Consider the following 6,503-nt stretch of genomic DNA (forward strand, 5'->3'; position numbering starts at 1 on the left):
GAAATGAATTGTTCCTTACCGGTCGATCCAGCGACGCTATCGACGATCCGGCCCTACGCCGCCATCAGCTTGGTCTTGCGGTAGTAGCTGAAGATGTCGTTGAGGTTGCGCCTGGGTTTCCAGCCGAACGTCTCGCGGAACAGCCGGCCGTCGATGATCACCGGGTACTTGAAGTAGTTGACCAGGTACGGCGGGAAGAAGGCATTCCAGTTGAGCACGTTGCTGACCATCCTCGGCACGAACGGCGGGATGCTCAGCACTGGCAGCTTGCGGCAGCCGCACTGTTCGACGGCGACCTGGTAGGCGACCCAGTCGTCCGGCGCGACGTTGTAGATGCCCGGCTGGTTGCGCTCGAAGGCCAGCACCAGCGCATCGGCCATGTCGTCCACGTGCAGGAACTGCATCAGCGGCGAGAAACCGACCAGGACCGGCGCCAGCGGTCGCGACAGCAGCAGCGACATGCTGTTGCGCACGCCCGGGCCGAGCACGTTGCAGGGCCGCAGGATGGTGATGTGCAGCTCGGGATACTTCCACAGGTAGATCTGCGCCAGGCTTTCCAGTTCGACCGAATCGACCAGATCCTGGGTGACCTCGCTCGCCTTGAGCGGGGCATCCTCGTCGAGCAGGGCCGGATTGTAGGCCGAGGCGCCATAGACGAAATAAGTCGAGTGGATGATCACCTGCTTGACGAAATACTTGCGGCACAGCTCCAGCAGTTTCTTGGTGCCGAGCACATTGGCGTTGTAACGGCTGTTGCGGTCGGACTCGTGGGCGAACATGCGGCCGATGTGGATCACCGCATCGATCTTGTGGTTGCGGAAGATGTCCTCGAAGCCGCGCTTCCAGGTATCGACCTTGTAGGACGGAATGTCCGCGTCGGTCTCGACCTTGCGGCGGAAATCCACCGCGACGACGTTGTACCTGCCGTGCAGCCGCGCGATGACCCGCTTGGCCAGCGAACCGGCGGCACCGGTGACGAGAATGGTCCGCCTTTCGACGTTGGACTTGCGCATGGTTCGCTTCAGTAGATCTGGGTTCTTTCCTTGAGGCCGCGGTCGATCAGCTCGCGGATCTTCTCCTTGACCTGCTCGACCTTGGCGGTCACCTCGTCCTCGCTCTCGGCATTGCCGTCGAACATCATCGGCTCGCCGAAGTTGAGATAGACGCGCGCCGGCAGCGGCAGCGGCGGCGCGACCGGGACATAAGGGATGCCGAGCAGCTTCGCCAGCGGCGCGATGTTGGCGAGCGAAGGCATCGTCTCCTCGCAGCCGACCACGCCGACCGGCACGATCGGCGCCTTGTGCTGCAGCGCCAGATGCATGAAGCCGTTGCCGAAGCGCTGCAGCTGATAGCGCTGCCGATACAGCTTGCCGGAGCCGCGAATGCCCTCGGGAAAGACGATGATGACCTCGTCCTGCTCCAGCATTTTCGTACAGTTCAGCGGATCGCCGATCACTGCACCGACCGAGTTCAGCCAGTTGCCGAGCCAGGGCACCGTCGGGAAGAAGCGCTCGATCATCGCGCGCGCCGCACGCGGGCCGTGCGGATTGGTCGCCAGCGCGTAGCCGATCAGCACGCCATCCATCGGCAGCTGCCCGGAGTGGTTCGGAATCACCAGCAGACGCCCGTTCGGCGGGACGTGTTCCAGGCCATGCGCGACGACGCGGAAGTAGTGCTCGTACAGCCACTTGATCACGCCCATCGCCAGCTTGGCGCTGTTCTCGTTGTAGCCCCAGGCGTCGTAGCCGAAGCTGCCGACCGGCTTGGGCATGCGCGCGAACAGCTCCTCCAGCTCCGGCGTGACGATACGTTCGTACAATGCCTCGCGCAGCCCGGCGTCGGCGAGGTGTTTCAGGGATGCCAGCGGATTCATCGATCTTGCCGGGTCGCTCCCGGCTCTCCCTCTTGGCGGATGCGACAACGGTATGCGAAATCCGTTTTCACGAAAAGACCGGTGGCGAGGCCGGCGCGCGCTCGCGCTGCTGCATCCGCCACAGGCGCGCATAGGCAGCGTCGGCGAGCAGCAGCTCGGTATGGGTGCCGCGCTCGGCGATGCGCCCCTGTTCCAGTACGACGATTTCGTCGGCGTCGATCACCGTGGACAGGCGGTGCGCGATCACCAGCGTCGTCCGATGCTCCGCGACCTCGCGCAGTGCGTCGAGGATCGCCTTCTCTGCGGCCGAGTCCAGCGACGAAGTCGCCTCGTCGAAGATCATCACCGGCGGGTTCTTCAGCAGTGCGCGGGCAATGGCGACGCGCTGCTTCTCGCCGCCGGACAGCTTGAGGCCGCGTTCGCCGACCCTGGTCGCCAGCCCGTCCGGCAGGCGCGCGACGAAGCCGTCCAGATGCGCCAGACGCACGACGCGCTCGATCGCCGCACGGTCGGCGCCGGGACGGCCATAGCCGATGTTGTACTCGAGCGTGTCGTTGAACAGCACCGTGTCCTGCGGCACGACCCCGATCTGCGCACGCAGGCTGTCCTGCGTCAGTTCGCGCAGGTCGTGCCCAGAGATGCGGATCGCGCCACCGTCCGGATCGTAGAAGCGGAACAGCAGGCGCGCGACCGTTGACTTGCCGGCGCCGCTGGCGCCGACGATCGCGAGCTTCTTGCCGGCCGGGATGCGGAAGCTGACCTCGTGCAGGATCCGGCGCTGTGGGCCGTAGCCGAAGCTGACCCGGTCGAACTCGACGTCCACAGGCCGACCCGCGAGCGACAGCGCCTGCGCGCCATCGGTCACGCGCGGCTGGACCTGCAGCAGTGCGAACATGCGCTGCATGTCGGTCAGTGCGCGGCGGATCTCGCGATAGACGAAGCCGAGGAAATTGAGCGGAATGAACAGCTGGATCAGGTAGGCGTTGATGGCGACGAAATCACCCAGCGTCATCGCGCCGCCGGCGACTCCGCGCGCGGCCAGAACCATCATCCAGGTCAGGCTCGCGGCGACGATCAGCGCCTGGCCGGCGTTGAGCGCCGACAGCGACAGGCGATTCTGCTGCTGCGCGCGTTCCCATTGCGCGAGGAAGCGGTCGTATTCGTCGGCCTCAAAACGCTCGTTGCCGAACAGCTTGACCGTCTCGTAGTTGAGCAGGCTGTCGATCGCGCGCGTGTTGGCGCGTGAATCCAGACGGTTGGCCTCGCGCACGAAGCGCGTGCGCCACTCGGTCGTGATGATCGAGAAGACGACGTAGATGACGACCGCGAAGGCCGTGATCAGCGCAAACTCGGCGCCGTAGTTGAACAGCAGGATGCCGGCGACCAGGCCGATTTCGAGCAGCGTCGGCAGGATGTTGAACAGCATGAAGCGCAACAGGAAGCTGATGCCGGCGACGCCGCGCTCGATGTCGCGCGACAGTCCGCCGGTGCGTCGCGACAGATGGAAGTCGAGATCGAGGGCATGCAGGTGACGGAACACGGCCAGCGCCGCACGGCGCATGGCCCGCTCGCCGACGCGCCCGAAGACGACGTCGCGCAGTTCCGCGAACAGCACCGAGGCCAGGCGCAGCGCGCCATACCCCAGCAGCAGACCCAGGGGCACGGTCAGCGGGCTCTGGCCGCGCGCGTCGAGCGCATCGACGATGTGCTTGAGCGCCATCGGCAACGCAGTCCCGGCGAGCTTGGCCGCGACCAGGCAGCCCATGGCCAGGCTGATGCGTACCGGAAATTCGCGCAGGAACGGCCACAAGCTCTTGAGCGCGCGCCAGTCCGGGGGCCCGGCTTCGGACTCGGTTTCGGGCGTAGGGCTGGGTCTGCGCATGACCTCGGCAGTGTATAGTCGCAGCGCTGCAGCCGTGAGCACGGAGGGCAAGCACGTGTTGGCCGAAGGAACCCCGCTGGGCAAATACCGGATCGTGCGCCTGCTGGGCACCGGCGGCATGGCCGACGTCTACGAGGCGGAAGACTCGATGCTCGGCCGCCGCGTGGCACTCAAGGTGCTGCCGCCGGAGTTCGGCCGGGACGCAACCGCGGTCGCGCGGTTCGAGAAGGAAGTCCGCGCCGCGGCGTCGCTGAACCACGCCAACATCGTCACCATCTTCGAAGTCGATCGTGCCGATGACATCCACTTCTGCGCGATGCGTCTGCTGCGCGGCGGCGACCTGCGCACGCGCATTGACAAGGGGCTGAGCGAAGCCGAGGCCCTGGCGATCGCACGCGAGATCACGCAGGCCTTCGTCCACGCGCACGCTGCCGGATTCGTGCACCGCGACGTCAAGCCGGAGAACATCCTGTTCGACGATCAGGGGCGCGCCATCCTGACCGATTTCGGCATCGCCAAGGCGATCCATTCGCAGTCGAAGATGACGGCCACCGGCGTGTCGATCGGCACGCCGCGCTACATCAGTCCCGAACAGGCGCGCGGGCAACCGGTGGACGGCCGCGCCGATCTCTACAGCCTGGGCGCAATCCTCTACGAGATGCTGACCGGCAAGCCGCCGTTCGAGGCGGAGGACTCGCTGGCGATGATCTTCAAGCACGTCACCGAACCGGTGCCGCGGCTCCCAGAAGCGCTGGCACGCTACCAGCCCTTGATCGACAGCCTGATGGCCAAGGAGCCGGAGCGGCGCCCGGAGAGTGCATCGGCGCTGCTGGCCATGCTCAACGCGCTGCCGCAGCCGCGGCCTGCCGCGTCCCGACCGGCGCCACCGCGCACCGCGGAGCCGCCACAGGCTGCAAAGCCCGCGCCAACGCCTGCGCCTGCGCCTGCGCCTGCGAGCACCGCGACCGCGGTCGGCACGGGCGAACGCGCCTATGCCGAGCGGCTCGTGCAGGAGGAACAGCGGCAGCGCGAGGCCGAAGCGCGGCGCCGCGCCGATGCCGGGAACGCGCAGCCGGCCGCGCCGGTGCCACCGGCGATCACCGAACCGGTCCCGCAGTCACCGACGGTGCGCGCCCGGCGCTCGGTACTGGCGTCCGCAGCCGATGCGCCGGTGCGCACGGACGGCGGCGCCCGCCGCGTTCCGCTGTTCGTCGGTCTGGGCGCGGTGCTGCTGGGCGGTGGCCTGATCGCGTGGTGGCTGGCGACTCCCTCCGGGTCGGCCTCCCGTGAGTCATCCGTCAGCACGGTGGCGGCTGCCTCCACCCGCGACGAGGCGCTGCCGCCGCCACCGGTCGCACTCGCCAGTCCGGCACCGGCGGCCGTGGCGATGACTCCGATGCCGACAACCTCGACACCCGAACCTGCGCCCGCGATCGCCCAGACCGCCGCCACCACGAGCCCGGACGAAGCCGCCCGCCGCAAGGCCGAGGCAGCGGAAAAACGGCGCAAGCAGCAGCAGGAGGCCGAACGCAAGCGTCGCGAGGCGCTGGCGGCCGCGGCGACACCGACACCGCCGCCGAGCAAGGCCGAGCGGCTGGCGCGGGAACGGCAGCTGTGCAAGCGCCACGTTTCGGAACTGTTCCCCGGCTGGGAATTCACCTACGCCGACATGGCCGAGTATCCGGGCGTCAAGCCGCTGGGCGATGGTCGGCTCGCGACACCGCCGCTGGCGACCGACTACGGCGGCATGAAGCGCTACGAGATCGATCGCAACGGCTGCATCGTATCGACGCTGCCGTAGTCCCTCTTGTATTGAAAGTCGGGGCCAGGGATGGCCCCTTCTTGCACAGGAGGCGCACTACGCGTTGGAGCTGTCGTTGATCGAATCGATCGCGCGCAGCACGTCGGACCGCGAGATCTGGCCGACCAGGCGATTGTCCTCGACGACCGGATAGCGCCGGTACGGCTTGTCGAGGAACATCTTCGCCACTTCGAGGATGCTCGTGTCCGCCTCGACCGTGACCGGATTCTTCGACATGTAGTCGGCCACCTTGCCACCCAGCACGCCGTGGTAGCTGGCATGCAGGCCGACGCGCAGGCAATCGTGCTCGGACAGCACGCCGACGACATTGCCGAGGTTGTCGAGCACCGGCGCGCCGGAATAGCCCTTCTCGACGAGGCGATGGATCGCTTCCATCACGTCCATGTCGGGCGTGAAGGTCATCAGGCTTTCCGCCATGAAATCCTTGACCGTGATCGAGTGCAGCATCGGATCCCCTCTCCGCAGCCCTGTCTGGATGCCGCTAGCGTGGCGGCGAACCGCCACAGCCTTCTGTCTTGCCGCAGACCTCGCAGGTGCCGCCGGTGAACGCGGCCTGGCTTGCGCAGGTGCCCTTGAGTTCCCTGCCACGCACCAGCCAGCCGACGCCCAGCCCCAGCAGGGCGAGGCTGAACAGGACGAAGACGGCGAGGAAGGTGGTCATGTAGTCAGTGTCGCGCTAGTGCGTCCGAGTCTGCAAGCGTGGTCGAGCATCCATGGCCGGGCGTTCGCCGGCGCAGAAAAGTGCCACCGGCACTCCTTCTCCGCGGCGTACCGCAGCGAGGCCGTCCATGGCGCGACCGCGTGCATGGATCCGGCCCCGGCCCGGCCATCCATGGCCGGGCGTTCGCCGGCGCAGAAAAGTGCCACCGGCACTCCTTCTCCGCGGCGTACCGCAGCGAGGCCGTCCATGGCGCGACCGCGTGCAT

Annotated in this window: 6 protein-coding genes; 1 reads left to right on the forward strand and 5 read right to left on the reverse strand. The window is 67.2% G+C overall.

The window, feature by feature from the left end; all coding sequences use genetic code 11:
• Positions 1-53: 53 nt before the first annotated feature.
• The 3 genes from AAG565_RS01750 to AAG565_RS01760 all read right to left on the reverse strand — a co-directional run bounded on the left by AAG565_RS01750 (position 54) and on the right by AAG565_RS01760 (position 3,755).
• Entirely contained in the window at positions 54-1,013 is a 960-nt protein-coding gene (locus tag AAG565_RS01750) for an SDR family oxidoreductase (protein ID WP_348817819.1), read from the reverse strand.
• 8 nt (positions 1,014-1,021) lie between these two features.
• Positions 1,022-1,873, reverse strand: a complete 852-nt coding sequence (locus AAG565_RS01755) for a lysophospholipid acyltransferase family protein (protein ID WP_348817820.1) — start codon at positions 1,871-1,873, stop codon at positions 1,022-1,024.
• 67 nt (positions 1,874-1,940) lie between these two features.
• A complete protein-coding gene (locus AAG565_RS01760) occupies positions 1,941-3,755 on the reverse strand; it encodes an ABC transporter ATP-binding protein/permease (RefSeq protein ID WP_348817821.1) in 1,815 nt (604 codons plus the stop codon).
• A gap of 34 nt (positions 3,756-3,789) precedes the next feature.
• Here AAG565_RS01760 and AAG565_RS01765 point away from each other — a divergent pair, with 34 nt between their 5' ends.
• On the forward strand, positions 3,790-5,556 hold the full coding sequence (locus AAG565_RS01765; protein WP_348817822.1) for a protein kinase: 1,767 nt from the start codon (positions 3,790-3,792) through the stop codon (positions 5,554-5,556).
• 57 nt (positions 5,557-5,613) lie between these two features.
• Here AAG565_RS01765 and AAG565_RS01770 read toward each other — a convergent pair whose 3' ends face one another.
• Both AAG565_RS01770 and AAG565_RS01775 read right to left on the reverse strand, forming a co-directional pair.
• Positions 5,614-6,024: a CBS domain-containing protein gene (locus tag AAG565_RS01770; RefSeq protein WP_348817823.1), complete on the reverse strand. Its 411-nt coding sequence runs from the start codon at positions 6,022-6,024 to the stop codon at positions 5,614-5,616.
• Between the two features lie 34 nt (positions 6,025-6,058).
• A complete protein-coding gene (locus tag AAG565_RS01775; RefSeq protein ID WP_348817824.1) occupies positions 6,059-6,238 on the reverse strand; it encodes a hypothetical protein in 180 nt (59 codons plus the stop codon).
• Between the last annotated feature and the right edge of the window lie 265 nt (positions 6,239-6,503).

The organism is Fontimonas sp. SYSU GA230001 (assembly GCF_040066175.1).
Taxonomy (GTDB): domain Bacteria; phylum Pseudomonadota; class Gammaproteobacteria; order Nevskiales; family Nevskiaceae; genus Solimonas.